General features: G+C 74.0%; 21 protein-coding genes and 1 pseudogene. 6 read left to right on the plus strand and 16 right to left on the minus strand.

The genetic code is table 11. From position 1 onward, the window contains the following. Positions 1-53: 53 nt before the first annotated feature. From DKT68_RS08390 to DKT68_RS08415, 6 genes are all read right to left on the minus strand, one after another. The gene (locus DKT68_RS08390) at positions 54-566 is read right to left on the minus strand and encodes a GNAT family N-acetyltransferase (RefSeq protein WP_109816849.1); all 513 of its coding nucleotides are present in this window, start codon (positions 564-566) and stop codon (positions 54-56) included. Continuing rightward, positions 563-1,081, minus strand: coding sequence for a GNAT family N-acetyltransferase (locus DKT68_RS08395; protein WP_109816850.1), 519 nt, complete (start codon positions 1,079-1,081; stop codon positions 563-565). Before DKT68_RS08395 ends, DKT68_RS08390 begins: the two co-directional genes overlap by 4 nt. Positions 1,082-1,137: 56 nt before the next feature. Beyond that, positions 1,138-2,712 carry an FMN-binding glutamate synthase family protein gene (locus DKT68_RS08400; protein ID WP_109816851.1) on the minus strand — a complete coding sequence of 525 codons (1,575 nt, stop codon included), beginning with the start codon at positions 2,710-2,712 and terminating at the stop codon, positions 1,138-1,140. A 61-nt stretch (positions 2,713-2,773) separates the two neighbouring features. Continuing rightward, on the minus strand, positions 2,774-3,187 hold the full coding sequence (locus DKT68_RS08405; protein ID WP_109816852.1) for a VOC family protein: 414 nt from the start codon (positions 3,185-3,187) through the stop codon (positions 2,774-2,776). A gap of 137 nt (positions 3,188-3,324) precedes the next feature. Then, positions 3,325-4,455 carry a peptidoglycan recognition protein family protein gene (locus DKT68_RS08410; RefSeq protein ID WP_109816853.1) on the minus strand — a complete coding sequence of 377 codons (1,131 nt, stop codon included), beginning with the start codon at positions 4,453-4,455 and terminating at the stop codon, positions 3,325-3,327. Between the two features lie 123 nt (positions 4,456-4,578). Further along, on the minus strand, positions 4,579-5,268 hold the full coding sequence (locus tag DKT68_RS08415) for an RraA family protein (RefSeq protein ID WP_236646794.1): 690 nt from the start codon (positions 5,266-5,268) through the stop codon (positions 4,579-4,581). A gap of 264 nt (positions 5,269-5,532) precedes the next feature. Here DKT68_RS08415 and DKT68_RS08420 point away from each other — a divergent pair, with 264 nt between their 5' ends. The 3 genes and pseudogenes from DKT68_RS08420 (at position 5,533) to DKT68_RS08430 (ending at position 9,105) form a co-directional block, all read left to right on the plus strand. Continuing rightward, on the plus strand, positions 5,533-6,408 hold the full coding sequence (locus tag DKT68_RS08420; protein WP_109816855.1) for an SPFH domain-containing protein: 876 nt from the start codon (positions 5,533-5,535) through the stop codon (positions 6,406-6,408). 79 nt (positions 6,409-6,487) lie between these two features. After that, positions 6,488-7,258 (plus strand): annotated as a pseudogene (locus DKT68_RS08425) (membrane protein); the annotation flags it as partial. A gap of 545 nt (positions 7,259-7,803) precedes the next feature. Beyond that, positions 7,804-9,105, plus strand: coding sequence for an MFS transporter (locus DKT68_RS08430; RefSeq protein ID WP_109816857.1), 1,302 nt, complete (start codon positions 7,804-7,806; stop codon positions 9,103-9,105). A gap of 46 nt (positions 9,106-9,151) precedes the next feature. On the opposite strand, the gene DKT68_RS08435 is transcribed toward DKT68_RS08430, so the two are convergent. The 6 genes from DKT68_RS08435 to DKT68_RS08460 form a co-directional block, all read right to left on the minus strand. Next, entirely contained in the window at positions 9,152-9,538 is a 387-nt protein-coding gene (locus DKT68_RS08435) for a VOC family protein (protein WP_109816858.1), read from the minus strand. Positions 9,539-9,601: 63 nt separating this feature from the next. Continuing rightward, positions 9,602-10,021: a YchJ family protein gene (locus DKT68_RS08440; RefSeq protein ID WP_201748959.1), complete on the minus strand. Its 420-nt coding sequence runs from the start codon at positions 10,019-10,021 to the stop codon at positions 9,602-9,604. Positions 10,022-10,059: 38 nt separating this feature from the next. Then, on the minus strand, positions 10,060-10,827 hold the full coding sequence (locus tag DKT68_RS08445; protein WP_109816860.1) for an SGNH/GDSL hydrolase family protein: 768 nt from the start codon (positions 10,825-10,827) through the stop codon (positions 10,060-10,062). Positions 10,828-10,989: 162 nt separating this feature from the next. Next, a complete protein-coding gene (locus DKT68_RS08450) occupies positions 10,990-12,096 on the minus strand; it encodes a magnesium and cobalt transport protein CorA (RefSeq protein ID WP_109816861.1) in 1,107 nt (368 codons plus the stop codon). Positions 12,097-12,206: 110 nt separating this feature from the next. Continuing rightward, complete coding sequence (locus DKT68_RS08455) at positions 12,207-12,818, minus strand: class F sortase (RefSeq protein ID WP_109816862.1); 612 nt, start codon at positions 12,816-12,818, stop codon at positions 12,207-12,209. An 87-nt stretch (positions 12,819-12,905) separates the two neighbouring features. Further along, entirely contained in the window at positions 12,906-13,391 is a 486-nt protein-coding gene (locus tag DKT68_RS08460) for a hypothetical protein (protein WP_109816863.1), read from the minus strand. Between the two features lie 366 nt (positions 13,392-13,757). Here DKT68_RS08460 and DKT68_RS08465 point away from each other — a divergent pair, with 366 nt between their 5' ends. Both DKT68_RS08465 and rnhA read left to right on the plus strand, forming a co-directional pair. Beyond that, positions 13,758-15,014 carry a lycopene cyclase family protein gene (locus DKT68_RS08465; protein WP_236646795.1) on the plus strand — a complete coding sequence of 419 codons (1,257 nt, stop codon included), beginning with the start codon at positions 13,758-13,760 and terminating at the stop codon, positions 15,012-15,014. Positions 15,015-15,024: 10 nt separating this feature from the next. Beyond that, positions 15,025-15,501 (plus strand): ribonuclease HI, encoded by a 477-nt coding sequence (rnhA, locus tag DKT68_RS08470; RefSeq protein WP_109816864.1) that lies wholly within the window; start codon positions 15,025-15,027, stop codon positions 15,499-15,501. A gap of 38 nt (positions 15,502-15,539) precedes the next feature. On the opposite strand, the gene DKT68_RS08475 is transcribed toward rnhA, so the two are convergent. From DKT68_RS08475 to DKT68_RS08485, 3 genes are read right to left on the minus strand one after another with little or no spacing between them, the layout of a single operon-like run. Then, positions 15,540-15,764: a hypothetical protein gene (locus tag DKT68_RS08475; protein ID WP_109816865.1), complete on the minus strand. Its 225-nt coding sequence runs from the start codon at positions 15,762-15,764 to the stop codon at positions 15,540-15,542. A 50-nt stretch (positions 15,765-15,814) separates the two neighbouring features. Next, positions 15,815-16,051, minus strand: coding sequence for a preprotein translocase YidC (locus DKT68_RS08480; protein WP_109816866.1), 237 nt, complete (start codon positions 16,049-16,051; stop codon positions 15,815-15,817). Positions 16,052-16,091: 40 nt separating this feature from the next. Then, entirely contained in the window at positions 16,092-17,312 is a 1,221-nt protein-coding gene (locus DKT68_RS08485) for an MFS transporter (protein ID WP_109816867.1), read from the minus strand. A gap of 5 nt (positions 17,313-17,317) precedes the next feature. On the opposite strand from DKT68_RS08485, the gene DKT68_RS08490 reads away from it, so the two are divergent. Further along, a complete protein-coding gene (locus DKT68_RS08490; protein ID WP_109816868.1) occupies positions 17,318-17,839 on the plus strand; it encodes a MarR family winged helix-turn-helix transcriptional regulator in 522 nt (173 codons plus the stop codon). A gap of 31 nt (positions 17,840-17,870) precedes the next feature. Here DKT68_RS08490 and DKT68_RS08495 read toward each other — a convergent pair. Then, a partial coding sequence (locus tag DKT68_RS08495) for a pentapeptide repeat-containing protein (RefSeq protein WP_146218319.1) occupies positions 17,871-18,101 on the minus strand: 231 nt, incomplete at its 5' end.

Consider the following 18,101-nt stretch of genomic DNA (forward strand, 5'->3'; position numbering starts at 1 on the left):
CGGACGATCACCACACTGACCTGGGCGAACGCGACCGTCGCGACCGGCGGCGTCTAGGGCGCGGGTGCGGCGTCCGATCGCGTCGTGTAGTGCCGCAGTGACACGGCGCTGCCGTCCGGGGTGGTCCACGGCGCCGTGCTGGTGCCGGTGCACCGCCACCCGGTGCGCTCGTACACGGCGGTGGCCGCCGTGTTGCCGGCGACGACCTCGAGCACCAGATCCGTCCCGCGTCTGCTCGCCCACCGCCGGGCCCGGTCCAGCAACGCGTCGCCCAGGGCCCGCCCGCGGGCGCTCGGCACCACGAACAGGCGCACCACCTCGGCCGTCGGCCGGGCCGGCGGCACGTCCGGCGGGTCGGGCACCCGGTGCACCGCCACGTGCCCGACGACCGCCGTGTCGGCGTCGACGGCGACCCACGCCCGCGCCGGGAGGGGCTCGCGCAACCAGCGGTGCGGGTCGGCGGGCCAGTTCAGCGGGTACCGGTCGACCTCGTGGACGACGGCCAGCGCTGCGACACAGGCGTCGAGGTCGGCGGCGCGGCGACGGCGGATGCGCGGTGGGGTCACAGGTCGTCGAACGGGCTGGCGTAGCGGAACCCGCCCCGGATCGACTCGTGCCAGGCGCTCAGCGGGCGGGCCTGGAAGTACTGCGGCCCCCACGCCTGGGGTGGGGTGACGCCCAGCTCGACGGCGGGTCGGAACCCGAAGCGCGGGTAGTAGTCGGGATGCCCGAGCAGCACCACCAGCGGCTCGTCCCGGGCGTCGGCCGCGCCGAGCACCGCGTGCATCAGCGCCGAGCCGACCCCGCGTCGCTGCCAGTCGGGCAGCACGCCGAGCGGTCCCAGGCCGAGTGCCACCGGCTGGCCGGCCACCCGCCCGCGGGTGGCCACCACGTGCCCCACCACCTGCCCGTCCGGGCCGGTCGCCACCAGGGAGTACGCGGGCAGCCAGTCCTCGTCGGCGCGCAGCGCGTCGACGAGCGTCGCCTCGACCGGTACGCCACCGTCCGGCGCGGTGAAGGCGGCGGCGTGAACCGCGCGGATGGCGTCGACATCAGCGGGCGTCTCGCGTCTGATCAGCACGGCGCCACGATACGGTGCCCCCGGGCGCGGGCTCCACGGGTTATCGGCGAGCGCGGTCAGCCGACGGCGGTGGGGGAGGGGGTGGCGCTGCCGCCCTGCGGCGCCTCCGGTGCCATCAGCCGCACGATCTCCGCCTGGTCGGCCGGCGAGGGCAGGCCCCAGTCCGGGCGGTAGCCGTACACCTCGTGCAGTGGGGTGGAGCCGGTGCGGCCGTCCAGGATCTCCACGGCGTCGGTGCCGATCAGGCCGGGGTGTTCGACGCCGCACGCCTCGGCGACCTTGACCAGGTCCCGGCGCAGCGTCCGCAGGTAGTTGGCCGCCCGGACCGACTTCAGCGTCGGGTCCAGCCCGCGGGCCAGCCAGGCGTTCTGCGTCGCCACGCCGGTGGGGCAGGTGTCGGTGTGGCACTTCTGCGCCTGGACGCAGCCGATCGACAGCATCGCCTCCCGACCCACGTTGACCAGGTCGCAGCCGAGCGCGAAGGCCACGATGGCGTTGTCCGGCAGGCCGAGCTTGCCGCCGCCGGCGAAGACCACCTGCTCGTGCAGGTCGTGCTCGGCGAAGACCTTGTACACCCGGGAGAAGCCCTGCTGGAACGGGAGCGACACCGAGTCGGTGAAGATTAGAGGGGCGGCGCCGGTGCCGCCCTCGCCGCCGTCGATCGTCACGAAGTCGACGCCTCGCCCGGTGTCCCGCATCAGGGTGGCCAGCTCCTGCCAGAAGCCCAGGTCGCCGACTGCGGACTTGATGCCGACCGGCAGGCCGGTCTCGGCGGCCAGCAGCTCCACCCAGTCGAGCAGACTGTCGCAGTCGGAGAACTCGGCGTGCCGGGACGGGCTGACGCAGTCCTGCCCCGCCGGGATGCCCCGGGTGGCGGCGATCTCGGCGGACACCTTCGCACCCGGCAGCAGCCCGCCGAGGCTGGGCTTGGCGCCCTGGCTCAGCTTGATCTCCAGTGCCTTCACCGGCGCGCTGGCGACCAGGTCGCGCAGCCGGTCCAGGCTGAACCGGCCCTGCTCGTCCCGGCAGCCGAAGTACGCCGTGCCGAGCTGGAAGACCAGCTCACCACCGTTGCGGTGGTACGGCGACAGGCCGCCCTCGCCGGTGTTCTGCAGGCAGCCGGCGAGGGCCGCACCCCGGTTCAGCGCGGTGACGGCGTTGCCGGACAGCGAGCCGAAGCTCATCCCGGAGATGTTGACCACCGACTCCGGCCGGAATGCGCGAGCCCGGCCCCGGGCACCGCCGAGCACCTTGGCGCAGGGCAGCCGCACGTCGTGCCCGGCCGTCGGTGTCGACGAAGGCACGGCCCGGCCGAAGGTGCGGTGCTTGATGATCGGGTAGCCGGGGGTGTACTCGATGTCGTTGTCCGTGCCGAAGCCGAAGTAGTTGTTCTCCTGCTTCGCCGACGCGTACACCCAGCGGCGCTGGTCGCGGGTGAACGGGCGCTCCTCGTTGTTGCCGGCCACGATGTACTGCCGCAGCTCCGGCCCGATCGCCTCCAGCAGGTACCGGGCACGCCCGAGCACCGGGAAGTTGCGCAGCAGCGCGTGGTCGCGCTGCATCAGGTCCCGCGCGGCGAGCGCGGCGACGGCGGCGGTGACGGCGGGTACGGCGCGACGGGCCCATCTCATGCCCGGGACTCTTTCCGCCCGCGCCGCCGGCCAAACCGGCCCGTGGCCGACGCCGCGCTGGTCAGGCCTGCGGCTGGGTGATGTTGACCATCCAGTCGATGCCGTACGGGTCGACGCACTGGCCGTACTCGTCGCCCCACATCTGCTTCTCCAGCGGCATGGTCACCGACCCGCGCGCGGAGAGCTGCTCCCAGTAGCCGCGAAGCTCGTCGGCGTTGTCGCCGCTGAGGCTGATCGCGATGGTGGTGCCGGGCACGTGGTTCATCCCGGGCGCGGTGTCCGACGCCATCAGGGTGAACCCGTTGGCGGACTCCAGCCGCGCGTGCATGATCTGGTCGGACAGGCCCGGCTCCGTGCTGCCGAACTCGCCGAAGGTGTTCATCGTCAGCTCGCCGCCGAACACGCGGTGATAGAACTCCATCGCCTCCCGGGCGGTGCCGGGGAAGTTCAGGTACGGGTTGAGTCGTGTCTGCACAGCACCCTCCTTGGTCCTGGTCGGCCCCATCGTGGCAGACCGGTGGAGGGTGGACGGTGAGGCGCGCCCGCGTTTGCGCTGGTTGCCGGGCTGGCGGCGGCACGGTGCGCCCGTGCCGCCGCCGGTGCTCCCCAGGCTCAGCGGTGCCGGAACGACTGGCGGACATTTCCGCCGACGATCGCGCACCACGTGCTCGTGCTGAGCTTGCCGTTCCGCGGCAGCCCGTGCAGCGCCTGCAGGTCCTTCACGGCGTCCCGGGTCGCGTGGTCGTAGACCCCGGTGACGGTGACGGCGTACCCCTTGGTGAAGAGCATCTCCTGCACCGCGGTCACCGGCGGGCCGCTGGCGTGCTGGTCCAGCTCGGGCGCCAGGGTCTCCCAGGTCGGCGGGGTCAGCGTGGCGTCCACGTCGACCGCGATGCCGTTGCGCGCCTGCCAGTCCTGCACGGCGGTCACGGTCGCGGCGTCGAACGTGCCGCTGACCGTCACGGCGTAGCCGCGGAAGGCGAGCAGGTGCTGCACGACCCGGACCGACGGGGAGTTGACGAAGCGCCACAGGTCCGGCCAGCGGCGCGCCGGCACGTCGGCCAGGTCGGTGCCGAGGGCGGCGAACACCCGCCGGCGCAGCGCCGGGAACTCGCGGTAGAAGGCGGCGCCGGGGCACTGCGTGGTGCGGAAGTCCCAGTGGCCGAAGATGTCGTGCGCGTGCAGCCCGTACTGCCGGCAGACGGCGACGCAGAGCTTGACCAGCGAGTCGGTCAGCTCCTTCGGCGGGGTCTCGGTGACGTAGGTGCCCTCGTTCTCGATCCCGATGGCCCGACCGTTCTCGCCCGGGCAGTGCGCCGAGATCATCTGCCGGTCGCCGGCTTCGAGGCGCTCCAGGCTGCCCCGGCGTCCCTCCAGGACGTAACCGCCCCGGCTCACCGTGAAGTGCTGGCCGGTGTCCGACCAGCCGTTGCCGTCCATGTGCAGGTCCTGGCAGTCGTGGGCCAGCTTGACCGCCTGCTCGCGGGAGTAGTCCGTGACGTTCGGGAAAGCCATGTGGTGCACGATGATCTTGTTGGTGGCGATCGCGCTGACCGACAGCGGGTCCTTCGGCGGCCGGGCCGCCCACTCGTCGCAGCTGATGATCCAGTCCAGATCGGTGCCGGGGGCGGCGTGCGCGGCGCCCGGGAAGGCGAGTTCGCTCCCGACCACGGCGACCGTGGCCGCGCCGAGACCGGCCCGCAGCAGCGTCCGGCGGTCCACTTCGGAATGGTCGACGTGCATGGTGTCTCCTCCTGCGGCCGACGGCGGGGGATGAAAAGTAGCTCCAATGGCCGCACGCTCATCGGAGGATATTGCCAAAACTCGCCCGCGCGCTAGAGGTCCACCGTCCACAGACCGCCGCCATCACTCCTCGATGGCGCCGCCGATCCGTCGCAGGTGCCGGCGGAAGGTGTACGCCGGGTCAGCATCGCGCCGCCGCAGGTAGTCGGCGAACCCGATCTGCCACCGCAGCGTCTCCCCGGACCGGACCCGCGCGGCCTGCTCCCGCTCCACCCGCCGGATCTCCAACGCCGTGGCCAGCACCTCGTCGCCCCGGTCGCCGGGCACGAACAGCACCCCGTCGTCGTCACCGAACACCAGGTCGTCCCGGCTCACCTCGTACCCGCCGAACCGGGCAGTGGCCAACGCCGCCGGCTCCCGCTCGTCCAGGCGGGACGGACCGAGCGGACAGCTGCCGTAGCTGAACACCGGCAGACCGATCTCGATCAGCTCCGCCGTGTCCCGGTGCAGACCCCAGATCACCACCCCGGACACCCCGGCCGCGCCCGCCTCCAGCACCGCGAGGTCACCCACGCAGGCCTCGTCCGACCGCCCACCGTTGTCGATCACCAGCACGTCGCCCGGCTCGGCCCGCTCGAACGCCTCCAGGAACACGTCGACGCTGCCGTAGTGCCGTACCGGCAGCACCCGCCCCGCCACCCGTTGACCCGGCTCGACCGCCCGGATGCCCGGTGGCGCCACCCGCGTCGGCACCCCCAGCCGGACGCACGCGTCCGCCACCAGCGCCGTCGACACCTCACCGAACCTCTCCACCCTCGCCCCCTCCTCCACGTCGGCGAGCCGCCATCGTAGGAATCCCGCACCCGGCCCCACGACGGCCAATCCCGAATCCCTGGCCCGACACCCCTCGATCACGTGATGCTCCGCGGTTCGGAACGGCCCCCGACACCTCCTCGCCATCACGTGATCATGAAGCGCGCGGTGCGCCGAGACGCAGCGGTCGAAGCGGCATGGCCGGTATCGGAACGGGTACCCGGCGCTCCGGGAGGCGGGCGCCTCCGGGGGAGCGCGGATGTCATGGGAGCTGTCGTCGGCCTGGTCATCGTGGCCGTGGTCGTGGTGCTGGTGTTGTCACTCGGCGTCCGGCTGGTGCAGCAGTACCAGCGCGGCATCGTGTTCCGGTTCGGCCGGGTGCTGGAGCGGATCCGCCAGCCGGGTCTGCAACTGATCATTCCGATCGCCGACCGGATGGTGCGGGTCAGCATGCAGACCACCGTGATCGGCGTACCGCCGCAGGGCGCGATCACCCGGGACAACGTCACGCTCACCGTCGACGCGGTGGTCTACTACCGCGTGGTGGACCCGGTGAAGGCGCTGGTGAACGTGCACGACTATCCCTCGGCGGTGCTCCAGGTCGCCCAGACCGCGCTGCGCTCGGTGATCGGGCGGGCCGACCTGGACACCGTGCTGGGCGACCGGGAACGGGTCAACGCCGAGCTGAAGTCGGTCATCGACGCGCCCACCGAGAAGCCGTGGGGGCTGCTCATCGAGCGGGTGGAGGTCAAGGACGTCTCGCTGCCGGAAGGGATGAAGCGGTCGATGTCCCGGCAGGCCGAGGCGGAACGGGAACGCCGGGCACGGGTGATCGCCGCGGACGGCGAGTTCCAGGCATCGCGGCGCCTCGCCGATGCGTCCCGGGCGATGGAGGCCACGCCCGGCGCGTACCAACTGCGCCTGTTGCAGACGGTGGTGGACGTGGCGGCCGAGAAGAACAGCACGCTGGTCATGCCGTTCCCGGTCGAGCTGCTGCGCTTCTTCGACCAGCTTGCCCCGCACACCGCCGGGGCGGGCCGACCGGCGACACCCGCCGCGCCGGATCCGGAGCCGGTGACGGAACAGGTGGCCACCACCGCCGAGCAGGGCGACGACGGTTCGGCGGCCCCGGCGCGCTGAGCGGCCGGCGTTTCCGCGCGTGGCGGCGGGGGTAGGTCGGGGCCGACCGTCCCGGCTGCCCCGCATGGAGGAAAACCCGATGAGTGACAACGTCAGCGACGCGGTGGGCGACGCCCTCCGCTCGGTGATGCTCTTCCTGCCCAAGGCCGTCGCCTTCCTGGCGATCCTGGTGGCGGGATGGCTGATCGCCAAGGCCGTGCTGAAGATCGTGGAAAAGGTGCTGGAACGGGTGGGCTTCGACCGCGCCGTCGAACGCGGCGGTGTCCGCCGGGCACTGAGCCGCTCCCGGTACGACGCCAGCGACATCGTCGCGAAGCTCGTCTACTACGCGGTGCTGCTGCTGACCCTCCAGCTCGCCTTCGGCATCTGGGGGCCGAACCCGATCTCCGACCTGATCGCCGCCGTGGTCTCGTGGTTGCCCCGCGCCTTCGTCGCGATCGTCATCGTCGTGGTCGCCGCCGCCATCGCCAACGCCGTCAAGGACATCATCAGCGGCGCTCTCGGTGGCCTCTCGTACGGGCGGGTGCTCGCCGGCATCGCCTCGGTGTTCATCCTCGGCCTCGGCGTCATCGCCGCGCTGAACCAGGTCGGCGTGGCCACCGCGGTCACCACGCCGGTGCTGATCGCCGTGCTGGCCACCGCCGGCGGCATCCTCGTCGTCGGGGTCGGCGGCGGCCTGATCCGCCCGATGCAGAGCCGCTGGGAGGCGTGGCTGACCCGGGCGGAGCAGGAGTCGCAGCTGATCGCGACGCATGCCCGCGCCTACCGGGCCGGCCGCCGGGACGCCGAGGCCGAACTCGCCCGGCAGTCGACCGCCGGCACCGACCCGGAGGCCACCCAGGTGGTCACCCGCCCGGGCGACCCGGACGCGACACAGGTGGTGCGTCCCTCCGCCGACCCGGAGGCCACCCAGGTGGTGCGTCCCTCCGTCGACGCGGACGCCACCCAGGTGGTCAACCGGCCCGGGTTCGGCGCCGATGCGTCACCGGTGCCCACCCGGGCCTCCGTCGAGGACACCACGCAGGTGGTGTCCCCGCCGGCCGACCCGGACGCGACGCAGACGGTGGGTCGCACCTCCACCGACGACACGACGCAGGTGGTGAGCGGCGGCGTGGTGCCCGACCAGCGGGCCAGCGACGACAACGAGACCACCACGGTCATTCCGCCGATGGACCCGAAGCGCCGCTGACACCAGGGGACAGCGGGGCGGGATCCGTCGGGATCCCGCCCCGCTCCGCGTCGTCAGGCTCGCCGAAAGCGCTGGCCGCCGGCGCGCGGCCGGTCTAGCATCGCCGACATGACCTGGCGACATTGATCCAGCGCCGTAGGCCGATCCCGTGGGCCGCCGCGGGCACCGCACGTCCGGTGTCCGTCTCCACTCCCACGGAAGGCCTCATGACCCGCATCACCGCACGCGTGCCCGACCCACCGGTCCGCCGGCTGACGACCACCCTCTACGGGTACGCGTTCCTCAGTGACCTCGTCCTGCTCTACCCGGTGTACGTGCTGCTCTTCGCCGACACGGGGCTGTCGGTGGGGCAGATCTCCTCGCTCTTCGTCATCTGGTCGGCCGCCGGCATCCTGTTCGAGGTGCCCTCCGGCGCCTGGGCCGACGCGGTGTCCCGCCGGCTGCTGCTGCGCCTCGCGCCGCTGGTGACCGCCGCCGCGTACGCGCTCTGGGTGCTGGTCCCGTCGTACCCGGCTTTCGCGGTCGGGTTCCTGCTCTGGGGCGCGGGCGGTGCGTTGGTCTCCGGCGCCCTGGAGGCGCTGGTCTGGACCGAGCTGGACCGGCTCGGCGCGGCCGGCCGGTACCCCCGGGTGCTCGGCCGGGCCCGGACGGCCGGTGTCCTGGGTGTGCTGGTCTCCGGGGTGCTCGCCGGCCCGGTGCTCGCCCTCGGCGGCTACCCGGCTGTCGGCGCGGCCAGCGTGCTCGCCTGTCTGCTCGCCGCCGCGGTCGCCGGGCGCTTTCCGGAGCACCGTTCCCGGCCGGGTGTCGTCGCCGGAGGGCGGGACCCGGCGCCGCCGTCCGGCGCGGACGACGACACGGACCTGGGGTGGTGGGACACGCTGCGGGCCGGGGTGGCGCAGGTCCGCACGCGTCCACCGGTACGGGCGGCCGTGCTGCTCGTCGCGGTGGTGGCCGCCGACTGGGGCGCCCTGGACGAGTACACACCTCTGCTCGCCCTGGACACCGGCGTCGGGGCGCAGGCCGTGCCGCTGCTGCTCCTGCTGCTCTGGGCCGGGGTGACCACCGGTGGGCTGCTCGCCCCGGCGGGAGAGCGGCTGAGCGGTCGGGGCTACGCCACCCTGCTCGCCGTCGTCGCCGTCACGCTGGCCGGGGGCGCCCTCATGGCGCACCCGGCGGGGTTCGTGCTGCTCGCGGTGGCGTTCGCGGCCGCGCAACTGGCCACCGTGCTGGCCGACGCGCGGCTCCAGGCGCGGATCACCGGCAGGAGCCGTGCCACCGTCACGTCGTTGGCCGGCATGGCCACCGACGTGCTGATCATCGTGACCTACGTCGGCTACGGCCTCGTCGCCACCGTGGCCGGCAACGCGGTGGCGTTCGCGGTGGCGGCCGGGCCGTACCTCATGGTGGCGCTGGTGCTGCTGGTCCGGCGCCGGCGGTCGCGCGCCCGGCCCACCACCGGCGTGGCCCGCCGTGACGCCCGCGCCTGCAGTGCGGCCGGTGGTCGGTGAGCCAGAGGCCCGACCAGCGGACGTCCCGCTCGTCAGCCGGGCGGGCTCAGCCCGCCATGTGCAGGAACGACCACTGGTGGCCGTCGAGGTCCCGGAAGCCGCGCATGTACAGCTGGCCCCTGGTCATACCCTCTCCGAGCGCCTCCCCGCCGGCCACCGCCGCCCGGTCGACCAGCTCGTCGACCCGCTCCCGGCTCTCGGCCATCAGCCCCACGACGACCTCCCGGCTGGTCGCCGTGTCCGTCACGGCGATCCCGGTGTACCTCTCGAAGGCCGAGCGCAGGTGCAGCATCAGCCGGGTGCTGTCGGTGACGGTGAGCATCAGGCTGTCGCCGTCCAGCTCGGCCTGCTCGCTGGTGAAGCCGATCGCCCGGTAGAACTCGGCGGCGGTGGTCAGGTCGCGCACCGGCAGGTTGATGAACGTCATGGTCATCGCTGTCTCCGTCCGATTCCGGCACCGTCATCCTATGCCCGGACCGGCCGTCCGGGCGGACTGTCAGTGCTGGTCGCCGTCGACGTAGACCCACCGGCCGTCCTCGCGGACGAACCGGCTGCGCTCGGTCAGGGTGCCCGGTCGACCGGCCTCCCGGTAGTGGGCGTGGAACGTCACGGTGCCGACGGTGTCGAGCAGTCCGCCCCGCTCGGTGTCGACGACCTCCAGCCGCGTCCACCGCTGCCCCGGGGCCAGCTCCAGCCGCGCCGGCCGTGTCGAGGAGTGCCAGCTGCGCAGCAGGTAGCCGGTGTCGCCGAGGGCGAAGGCGCTGAACCGGGAGCGCATCAGCGCCTCGGCCGTCGGCGCCTCGGCCGTGCCGCCGTGCAGCGGTTCGCAGCAGTCGGCGTACGCCGCACCGGAGCCGCACGGGCAGGCCCGTGCCGTCGTCGCGTCTGCCCGCCGGCGGCTCGCACGCTTGCTCACGCCACCATCCTGCCGCACCGCCCGGCGGCCCCGGACGGCTAGTCCAGCGGCACCGGCAGCGGCACGGGCCGCTTCGCCACCCGGTCGTCGCCGGACGACCGGCCGCGCAGGTGCCGCGCCAGCCAGGGCAGCAGGTGCCGGCGCGTCCAGGCCAGCTCGGCGCCGAGGACCTCGCCCCGGCGACGCCGCGGCGCGGGTGGCAACGGCCGCGTCCACGAGTCGTCGAACCCGGGCAGACCCGCCGTGTACGCCAGCGCGGCGGCGATCCGCTCGTGGCCGGCGCTGTTGGCGTGCAGCCGGTCGTCGCTCCACAGCCGGGGATCGGAGGAGACCCGGTGCGCGCCGAGGTCGAGCAGGGTGGCGCCGGTCTGCGCGGTCACCGCCCGCAGCGCCTCGTTGAGCGCCAGCATCCGGCCCCGCAGCGGTCGTGCCAGCGGCATCACCGGCGCAGGGTCCGGCATCGTGAACGTCAGCACGGTGGCGCCCTGCCCGACGAGCGCCCGCTGCATCGCCGCGACGTCCTCGGCGACCTGCCCCGCGTCGAAGGAGGGGCGCAGCACGTCGTTCATGCCGGCGACCACGGTCGCCAGGTCGGGTGCCAGGTCGAGGGCGGGCTGGAGCTGCTCGGCGCGGATCCGCGCGGTGGTCCGGCCACGGATGGCCAGGTTCGCGTACTCCAGGCCGCCCTGCGCACGGGCCACCGCCAGGGCGAACCGGTCGGCCCAGCCCCGGTAACCGCCGGCGCTGTCCGGGTCGTCGAGCCCCTCGGTGGTGCTGTCGCCGATCGCCACGTACCGCTCCCACATCACCCGGGCGACACTAGCCGTCCGTCACCGCCGGACGTGCCGGTGGTCGGCCAGCAGTGATCGTTGCCGTCACCCACGGCCCCGAGCTGACCGACCGCCACTCCCTCCCATCGCTTGAGGCGCACCCTTTCGAGCGGCGTCGCGGCGTCGGGTGGGTGCGTCTCAGAGCCAGCCGGAGCGGCGGAACAGGCGGTACAGGCCGAGGGCGGCGACGGCCATCAGGGTGAGCGCGCCCGCGTAGCCGTAGCGCCAGCCCAGCTCCGGCATGTGCGAGAAGTTCATGCCGTAGACGCCGGCGATGGCGGTCTGGGTGGCCGCGATCGCGGCCCACGAAGCGATCTTGCGCATGTCGTTGTTCTGCTCCACCGCGAGCTGCGCCAGCCGGGACTGGACGATCGAGGTGAGCAGGTCGTCGTACGCGGCGACCCGGTCCACCGCCCGGCTCAGCCGACCGTCCACGTCGACGAACCAGCGGTGCAGGGCGCGCGGCGGCCCGTCGGTGCCCGGGTCGAGCAGCGTACGCAGGGGCGCCTGCAACGGCAGCACGGCGCGTTTGAACTCCACGACCTCCCGCTTGAGCTGGTAGATGTGCTGGATGTCGGCGGAGCGCTCGCGGGCGAACACCGACTCCTCGACCCGTTCCAGGTCCCGCTCCACGTGCCCGGCCACCTCCAGGTAGGAGTCGACCATCCGGGCGCAGACCGCGTACGCCACCGCCCACGGGCCCGTGGCCAGCAGCTCCGGGCGGCGCTCGATGTCGGCGCGTACGGTGCGCAGCGCCCCGGCGGCGCCGTGCCGCACGGTGATGGCGAACCGGTCGCCGAGCAGCACCATCACGTCCCCGGTGTCGATGACCTCGGAGGTGTCGGTCAGCTCGTCGTGCTCGACGTACCCGGCGGTGCGCAGCACCAGCAGGGTCACCGTCCCGTGGCGTTGCACGGTGGGCCGGTGCCCGTCGGCGAGTGCCTGCTCGACGGTCAGCTCGTCGAGGCCGAAGGTCCGGCCCACCGCGGCGAGGACCGCCGGGCCGGGGTCGTGCAGGCCGAGCCAGACGAAGGTGTCGCGGCCGCGCCGGGCGCGGGCGAGGGCGTCGGCGTAGTGCGGCCGGCCGGGTTCGCGCCGGCCGTTGACGTAGACGGCACAGTCGATCACCGCGTCCGGGTTGGAGCGGCGCGGCGCGGGGGCGTGGGTTTCGACCCGGCCGAGCAGTCGACGGGCCAGGGCGCGTACGCCCAGGCCGGTCCGGTCCCGTACCGCTTGTTGATCCACCGCGTGCCTCCCCGCCGCCGGCGCACCACCCCGTTCCCGGTGCCCGGAGGGGATGGTGCCACCGCATTCTGCCGAGCGGGGTCCGGCTCCCGACAGCCGGGCGTCGCCGGTCAGGCCGTGCGGGTGGCGAAGACGATGATGTTGTCCACGTAGTTGCCGGTCCCGCCGTCGAACCGGCCGCCGCAGGTGATCAGGCGCAGCCCGGCGACGTCCGCCGGGCCGTAGACCAGCGTGGTGGGGAAACGGTCCTTGGGGTACGCCCGCACACTGTCCACGGCGAACGTCGTGACCTGCGCGTCCGCGCGGGTGATCTGGATCTCCTGGCCGGCACGGAGCTGGCCGAGGTCGAAGAACACCGCCGGGCCGGCCGGGGAGTCGACGTGTCCGACCAGGACGGCGTTGCCGGTCTCGCCGGGGGCGACCCCGTGCCGGTACCAGCCGGCGAGGGTGGGCCGGTCCAGTGGCGGCACCTCCAGCACCCCGGTGGCGTCCGCGCCGACCGGCACGACCTCGGCGCGTACGCCGATGGCCGGTATCCGCACCTGGACCGGCGCGGCGCGGGGCAGCGGCGCCAGGTCCGGCGCGGGTTGGGTGCGGGTCGGCGCGTCAGCCGGCGGCCGTGGGGGCTGCGCCGGGTCGGCGGTGAGGCCGACGGTGATGAGTCCCAGCCCGGTCACGCCGAGCAGGGCGACCACGGCCGGTAGTGTCCGCCGCCTCCACATGTGTCCACCTCCGTACGGGATCGTCGGGTGCCCGCGCCGGTGACACCGGTGCGGGCACCCGTCTCAGGGATGGAGCGTGTCGCCGCGTCAGGCGACGGCGGACACCGGACGCCGGCGGCGGAACAGGATCACCGCGCCCACGGCGGCGCCGCCGAGGAGCGTGCCGCCGGCGGCGAGGGCACCGTTGTCGCGGTTGCCGCCGCCGGAGCCGGCCGGCGCGGCGCCGATCGGTGTGACGGTGAACGTGGCGCTGCCGGCTGAGCTGCCGTCGCCGCAGGTGGCCGCCACCGTGTACGTGCCCAGGGTGAACCCGGCCGTGAAGAGTTCGGCGCTGAGCCCGCCGCCGGCCGCGGCCGTGGTGGATCGGACGTTCTGGTCGCGGTTGGGGCCGGTGACGCGGAAGATGGCGTCACCCGATTTCGGGTTGCAGGTCGTCGCGGTGAGCACGACGGTCCCACCGACCGGGGTGGTGGCCGGTGACACGGTGGTGTCGGCCAGTGCGGCGCCCGGCAGCAGGAGCGTGCCGAGGCCCACGCCGAGCGCCGCCGAACAGAGTGCTGTTGAGACCTTCATACGCGTCTTCCCTCACTTTTCGTCCGCTGACTGCGTGGGACGTCGTTCGGGTGGCCAACTCCGTGACTAGCACCGGTGTGCCCAACACTAGGTGCGTTGGGACCTCGATCCGGTGAAAATGAGAAATCCTCGTTGCCGTCACGTGTCCACCCGAAGGCGGGGAGAGCTGCGGAAAGGCCCGGACGGCCCGACCGGCACCCGTGCTCCGGTCGATGTCCGTCCGGTCCGGCTGTCGCCGCTGGGCCGATGACGAGGTATTGCCGGCGACGGCGGAAATGCGCCGCCCGGTCGCCGTTTCTGCCGACGAAACACCACGCCTCGGGTGGCGGCGTGTGACGGGGTGCCATGGTGTGGCAGCGTGGGGCGGTGACCGCATCCGCGCCGATCGAGGTCGACCTCGCGCTGCTCGGCGGCGGCGGCGCCGCGTCGCTGCTGCTCGCCGCGCTGGACCGCCACGGCGTCCGCGACCTGCGGATCGCGGTCGTCGACCCGGTGCGCCGTCGTGGCCAGGACCGCACCTGGGCGTTCTGGGGTCACCCCGACAGCGACCTGGACCCACTGCTCAGCGCGAGCTGGCAGCAGGTCGAGGTGACGACGCCGGCACGGCGTCGGGTGCTGGACCTGGCGCCGCTGCGGTACGCCATGCTCCGCTCCGGCCCGCTCTACGACCGGGCTGCCGAGGCCGAGCGCCGCCTCGGCGCCATCCGGATCGTCGCGCCCGCCGCGTCGGTGGTCGACGACGCCACCCGGGTGGTGGTGCGCACCGGCGACGGGGGCATCGTGCGGGCCGACTGGGTGCTCGACTCCCGCCCCCGCCCACCGGCCCGACCGGGGCGAACCACCTGGTTGCAGCACTTCCGGGGCTGGTGGCTGGAGTCGGACCGACCCGCCTTCGACCCGGCGCGGGCGGTGCTGATGGACTTCCGCACCCCGCAGCCCGCGCGTGGCGTCTCGTTCGGGTACGTGCTGCCGGTGAGCGACCGCCATGCCCTGGTCGAGTACACCGAGTTCTCGCCGGCCCTGCTCACCGACGCCGGGTACGACACGGCGCTGGCCGGCTACCGGGACCTGCTCGGGCTGGATCCGGCGGGCCTGCGGGTACGCGAGGTGGAGAACGGGGTGATCCCGATGACCGACGCGCCGTTTCCGGCCCGGCCCTCGCCCCGGGTGGCCCGCCTCGGCACGGCCGGCGGCGCGACCCGCCCCTCCACCGGCTTCACGTTCTCCGCCATGTACCGCCAGGCCGACCAGGTGGCCCGCGCCCTCGCCGCCGGCCGACCGCCGGTGCCCGAGCCGGCGTACCCGCGCCGGCACCGCTGGATGGACGCGGTGGCGTTACGCGCGCTGGACCGGGGTGGTGTCGGTGGCCCGGACTTCTTCGACCGGCTCTTCGACCGCAACCCTGCCGAGCGGGTGCTGCGTTTCCTCGACGGCGTCACCACCCCCGTCGAGGAGGTCGCGATCATGAACTCCACCCGGCTGCTGCCGATGATCGCCGCCACCGCCGGCGACGCGGCGCACCGGGTCCGCGACCGGCTGCGCCCCGCCCGGCCCGCGCCGGCCATCCCGGCCGCGGTGGTCGGCGGCCCCCCGATCGTGGGCCGCGGCAGCGCTGCCCGGTAGGTTGCCGGACATGGTGGACGCGGCGGCCGGCAGGGGCGTGCAGATCTGGACCGACGGGGCGTGCAGCGGCAACCCCGGGCCGGGCGGCTGGGGTGCTCTGCTGCGCTACGGCGACCACGAGCGGGAGCTCTGCGGCGGCGAGGCCACCCCGACCACCAACAACCGGATGGAGCTGATGGCGGCCATCCAGGCGCTGGAGAGCCTGAACCGGCCGGTCGTCGTGGAGCTGCACACCGACAGCACGTACGTGCGCAACGGCATCACGAGCTGGATGGCGTCCTGGAAGCGCAACGGGTGGCTGACCGCGGCGAAGCAGCCCGTGAAGAACGCCGACCTGTGGCAGCGCCTGGAGGCGGCCTGCGAGCGGCACGAGGTCACCTGGCTGTGGGTCAAGGGGCACAACGGTCACCCGGAGAACGAGCGGGCCGACGGGCTGGCCAACAAGGGGATGACCGAGGCGCGCGCGGCGGCGCTGGCCAGCCGCTGAGCCGCGGGGCGGGCGGTGACGACCCGCCCCGCGTCCGGTCAGCGGTTGGGGTCGCCGGCGCCGGACACGGCGTCGACGTCGTACCCGGCGCGGCTGGTCTCCCGTGCCGGCACGGCACGCTCGGTCGTCGGGTCGGCGAGGTCGTCCCCGGTGTCGTCGGTGCTGCGCAGGGAGTCACCCGGTGGCCGCAGCGACGCCGCCAGCGCGGGGGTGCCGTCGGGTTCGTCGGTGCTGGCCCGGTCGTGGCGTTGATCGTCGGTCATGCCGAGGTTCCTGCCCCACCGATCGGACCCCAAACGTGGCCGGGTGGGGCTCAGCGGGTCGCGTCCGGATGCCCGGGCATGTTCGACCCGCCGCCGCTACTGCCGGAGGAGCCGCCGGCGACACCCGAGTTGTCGTCCTCGGTCACGATGTCCGGCGGCACGTCGGTGCCGTCCGGCGGCGGAACCTCGGTGTCCGTCTCGACCTGCACCAACCGGGCCTGGCCGGCCTCGTCCTCGCTGTGCTGCGGGTCGCCCGGCAGTTCACCGTCGCGCTTTCGGTAGCCCACGCCGTGCCCCCCCGTCGGTGCCGTTCCGCGTCGGCGGTGGCTACCCGGCCTCGTCGCGGACGAAACCTCGCCCGCCAGCGCCGACCGCCGGCGCGACCGCCTCGGCCGGTGGCGCGGCGGACGGCAGCCGCAGCGTTCCGCGACGGCTGAGCGCGACGACCAGGGCCAGCGCCAGCGCGCCGGACACCACCAGGAACGCCGGGGTGTTGCCGAGGTGGTCGTTGACCGCTCCGCTGGTCGCCGAGCCGGCGGCGATGCCGAGCTGCCCGGCGGTCTGCAACCAGCCGTACGTTTCGGCGAGCCGGGGCGCCGGGGTGGACCGGGCCAGGATCTCGTCGGTGACGGCGAGGAACGGTGCCAGCGCGAGACCGAAGAGCGCGAGCGCGACGGCCATCTGCGGCACGTTCCGGGGCAGCGGCAGCGCCAGCGAGGTGGCGGCCAGAATGCCGAGGAGCGTCAGGTACGCCCCACCGGGGGTGCCGGGCCGGCCCCGGCGGGCCAGCAGCAGGCCACCGGCCAGACTGCCCACCGACCAGATCGTGACCAGCAGCCCGGCCTGGTCGGGGTGCCCGACGGTGGTGGCGAAGGCGGGCACCAGCACCCACATCGCGCCGATGCTGATCATGTAGCCGACGTGGGTGCCGACGATGGTGCGGCGGGTGGCCCGGCCGGGCAGGGCGGACCGTCTCCCGGCGGGCTGCGGGTCGTCCTGACGTGGCGGCAGCACGGTGACCATGCCGACGAGTCCGGCGGCGCCGATGACGGCGAAGGCGAGCAGCGCCGCCGTGGGACCGCTGATGAGCAGGCTCAGCGTCACCGCCAGCGGGCCACCGACGTAGAGCACCTCCTGCCCGACCGCGTTGACCGCGTACGCGCGCGAGAGCGCGGGGGTGGAAACGATCCGGGCCAGGTGGGCGCGTCCACTGCCGACCGCCGGTGGCGTGCTGAGCCCGGCCACGGTGGCCAGCGCCACGAACGCCACCGGCTCGGTGGTCACCGCCAACCCGAGCAGGGCGAGCAGGTGGGCTAGGCCGGTGGCGAGCAGCACCGGCCGGGCGCCGAGTCGGCCCAGGAGTCGACCGACCAGCGGCGCGGTGAGCGCCAGCCCGATGCCGCAGCCGGCGCTGGCCACACCGGCCGTGGCGAAGCTGCCGGTGTTCTGGTGACCGAGCAGCACGACGAGCAGCTGGCGCAACGCGACCGGTAGCTGCGCCACGGTCATCAACACGATGAGCAGCATGGCCCGCCGAGGTACATTCATGACTTATGAATCTACCCCCGGACGCCTCGCCCAACCTGCTCGGTGCCCTCGCCCTGCTCGTCGGCTCGCGGATGCGCTCGTCGGTCAGCGCGTCCGTCGGGGCCGGCGGCGCGCTCGCCGAGGCACTCGTCGTCCTCAAGGACCAGCCGGGCGTGACCGCCGAGTGGCTGGGCCAGGTGCTGGGGCTGACCCAACCCGGTGTCGCGCACCTGGTCCGGCGGCTGCGGGAGCAGGGCTGGGTGGAGAGGCGCCCGGGCGCCGACGCGCGCAGCCGCGCGCTGCACCTCACCACCGAGGGCACGGCGGCCGCCGCCCGGATCCTGCACGCCCGGCAGGAGGCGCTGACCGCGCTGCTCGCCCCGCTGACCAGCGAGCAGCGCCGCCACCTCGAAGACATCGCCCGCACCCTGCTGCACGACGAGGTGACGGACGACCGCAGCCTGGCCCACCTCTGCCGCCTCTGCGACCGCGCCCGGTGCCCGCGGTGCCCGGTCCACGCCGGCTTCTGCGAGTTGACCGGAGACTGACCGCGACGCGTGACCGATCGAGGTGCCGCGCCTACCGGCGCCGGCCGCGACGGGCGGGCGCCGCGGCCCGGTGCGGTCGGCGGACCGGCGTCAGCGCCAGCGCCGTCCAGTGCGCCGGCCGGATCAGGGCCGCCGGCAGGGCCGTGCGCGCGTCACCGCGGGCGGCGTCCAGCTGGGCCTGGTGCAGGAAGAGGGTGGCCCGCAGGTCCGCGCCGCGCAGGTCGGCGCCGCGCAGGTCCGCGCCGGTGACGTCGGCAAGTCT

Source organism: Micromonospora acroterricola, assembly GCF_003172955.1.
Classification (GTDB): domain Bacteria; phylum Actinomycetota; class Actinomycetes; order Mycobacteriales; family Micromonosporaceae; genus Micromonospora; species Micromonospora acroterricola.